Raw genomic sequence first — 2,762 nt, forward strand, 5'->3', positions numbered from 1 at the left:
ATATGAATACCATTCGAAATTCACTCATACTTATCGGACTCTCTTGTGCGGTAATTATTGCGATCCTGCTATCCGTCATCACCGGCCCGGTTGAAATATCCCTGATGGAAATTCTGACCGGGGGAATGCAGGACACCACTCATACGCAGATCCTTTTTGATATCCGCCTGCCACGGGCTATCGCAGCAGCACTTGTAGGTGCCGGACTTGCCTGTGCCGGAGCAGCCATGCAGACATTGTTCCGCAATGATCTTGCTGATCCGTATACACTTGGAACATCAGCAGGTGGGGCGGTAGGGGTATCTCTTGCCATTATCACCGGCGCTGTGTTACTGGTCCCGGTAGCGGCATTTGGCGGAGCAATAGGTTCGGCATTTCTCGTGTATCTTCTGGCAGCACAAAAGAGACGACTCAGTACAGGAAATCTTCTCCTCACCGGAATCGCGGTTTCCATGTTTTTCTCGTCGGTGGTCTCAGTCTGCCTCGTATTTTCCGGAAAGAACATGCATCAGATCATGTTCTGGCTCATGGGAGGGCTGTGGAATGCATCATGGGCGGATATTCCCCTCCTTCTCATAACGCTCATCCCAGCCGGGATCCTTGCACTTTTTTCCCGTGACCTGAATATCATGTCATGTGGAGAGGCAGAAACACGGACGCTTGGTATTGATCCAGAGAAGACAAAACTCCTTCTCCTTGCAGTATCAGCAGGGATTACCGGCCTTGTGGTTTCCGTATCCGGCTCAATCGGGTTTATCGGACTTGTATCTCCCCATATTATGCGGATGATAACCGGTCCGGATCACCGGGTTTTAATTCCTGCATCGCTCGGGTGTGGAGCACTTTTGTTGGTCTGTGCAGACACCATCTCCCGGACATGGCTTGGAGATCTCCCGGTTGGAATCGTTACCGCCTTTTTCGGGGCACCATTCTTCCTCATGCTCATCAGACGGAGATCAGACATATGACCGGACAGATCCTCGAAATATCAGATCTCTCTGCCGGTTATGATGAGAATGATATTCTTCAGGAGATCTCCCTCCTCGTCAGGGAGAAAAGTTTTGTCGGAGTCATAGGGCCGAACGGTTCAGGAAAAAGTACGTTTATGCAGGTGCTTGCCCGATCTCTTCCGGTCAGGGACGGGGACATCATACTCCTGGGTGATCCCCTTCAATCCTATTCATATCGTGATTTTGGGGTAAAAGTAGGGTATGTACCTCAGGAGTCGGATATTAAATTCAAATACCCGGTATATGAAGTGGTTATGATGGGCAGAAATCCTCATATCGAGCGGTTTCGGCCCCCATCAGATGCAGATCACGAGGCAGTCAGAAGAGCTCTTCAGCAGACCGGGACCCTGGAACTTGCTGACCGGCCAATTACCGCACTCTCCGGAGGGGAACGGCAACGTGTCATGATCGCTCGGGTGCTTGCACAGGACCCGGTTCTGCTGCTCCTCGATGAACCCTTCGCCCATATTGATATTCACCACCAGTATGAACTCATCAGGATTATCCGTGATGCGTCCAGGGAAAAAAGGGCAGTAATCGGGGTTTTTCATGATATCAACCTTGCTGCGGCATACTGTGATGACCTGGTTCTTATGCATAACGGCAGGATACGGGCATATGGAAAACCGGAGGAGGTCCTGACCACTGAACTCATCCATGAGGTATTCAGGATAAGACCGGTTATTGATATCAATCCCACTACCGGCACACCCTTTGTCTATGTCGAGGAGGATTTGAAAGAATCAGATGCCCATACACTCAGGATTCACCTGATTTCAGGTGGGGGAACGGGTTCATATCTGATCTCACTTCTGAGCAGATCCGGATATTCACTCAGTTGCGGAGTATTAGCCGAAAATGATTCAGACTGTATGATGGCACGAAAGTATGGTATCCCAACTCTTGCAGAACCACCTTTCTCCCGTCTCTCCTTTGAAATGGAAGAAAAACTAGCCGAACTGGTACTCAGCGCCGATGTTGTTATCGTAACGTCAATGCCGGTCGGGTGGGGGAATTATCCAAATATCAGGGTTCTTCAGCAGATTGATCCAAAAAAGATTATCTGTATTCTTCCTTCATCAGAACCTACCATACCTGATTTTACCGGCGGTGTTGCAACTGATACCATAAAAAAACTCTTGTCAAACGGTGCACTTTCGATATCAAGTCCGGGAGAACTTCTGGAAATACTACAAACGACGCAAATCGTGAATGATTACAAGTAATTCTCTTCACTTACTTTCTTTCTAAATCTCTCGGGCATTGGTGGAGATCCTTTTCTTCGGTCAGATAATCTCCGGGCAGTTTCAATCATATGGAGATATTGCGATTTTGTAAGGGGATATGATTTTCGATTTTGGAACTGAGAATTAATAAATTCACTTTGTTTTTTACTCCATACTTCATTTGGGACAGAAAGAACCCATTCAGTAGATCTTATGATAAATGAGATCCGGTCTTTTCGAATTTTTTCCCGGAATTCATTATCAGGCGGGATCATAAATTAACCTTAAATGATGAATAGAATTACTTTAACAGTTTTTCATCAATAATATTAATTGGTATTTCTCATGAAAACGACACCGGATATTACTCTTCAACAAGCTGCAAAATTGCTTGGATTTTCTAATAAAGCCAGCCTGATGGAGATCAGGAAAAGATACCATGAATTAGTCAGGGAATGGCACCCGGATGTGTCTGCACATGAACCTGATGAATCCCATGAGATGATGATTCGGTACAAAGAGGCAT

General features: G+C 46.7%; 3 protein-coding genes. All 3 read left to right on the top strand.

The genetic code is table 11. The features are described from left to right. A partial coding sequence (locus LDL35_RS15215; RefSeq protein ID WP_304024097.1) for an iron ABC transporter permease occupies positions 1-968 on the top strand: 968 nt, incomplete at its 5' end. Continuing rightward, on the top strand, positions 965-2,236 hold the full coding sequence (locus LDL35_RS15220; RefSeq protein WP_304024099.1) for an ABC transporter ATP-binding protein: 1,272 nt from the start codon (positions 965-967) through the stop codon (positions 2,234-2,236). The genes LDL35_RS15215 and LDL35_RS15220, both read left to right, overlap by 4 nt. Before the next feature lie 345 nt (positions 2,237-2,581). Then, the coding region (locus LDL35_RS15225; protein ID WP_304024102.1) for a J domain-containing protein at positions 2,582-2,762 on the top strand (181 nt) is incomplete at its 3' end.

The organism is Methanospirillum hungatei, from assembly GCF_020216685.1.
Taxonomy (GTDB): domain Archaea; phylum Halobacteriota; class Methanomicrobia; order Methanomicrobiales; family Methanospirillaceae; genus Methanospirillum; species Methanospirillum hungatei_B.

What these genes read in the sequence shown, in the direction of transcription:
- LDL35_RS15220 (WP_304024099.1), top strand. Translation starts at nt 965, where the DNA reads ATGACCGGACAGATCCTCGAAATATCAGATCTCTCTGCCGGTTATGAT.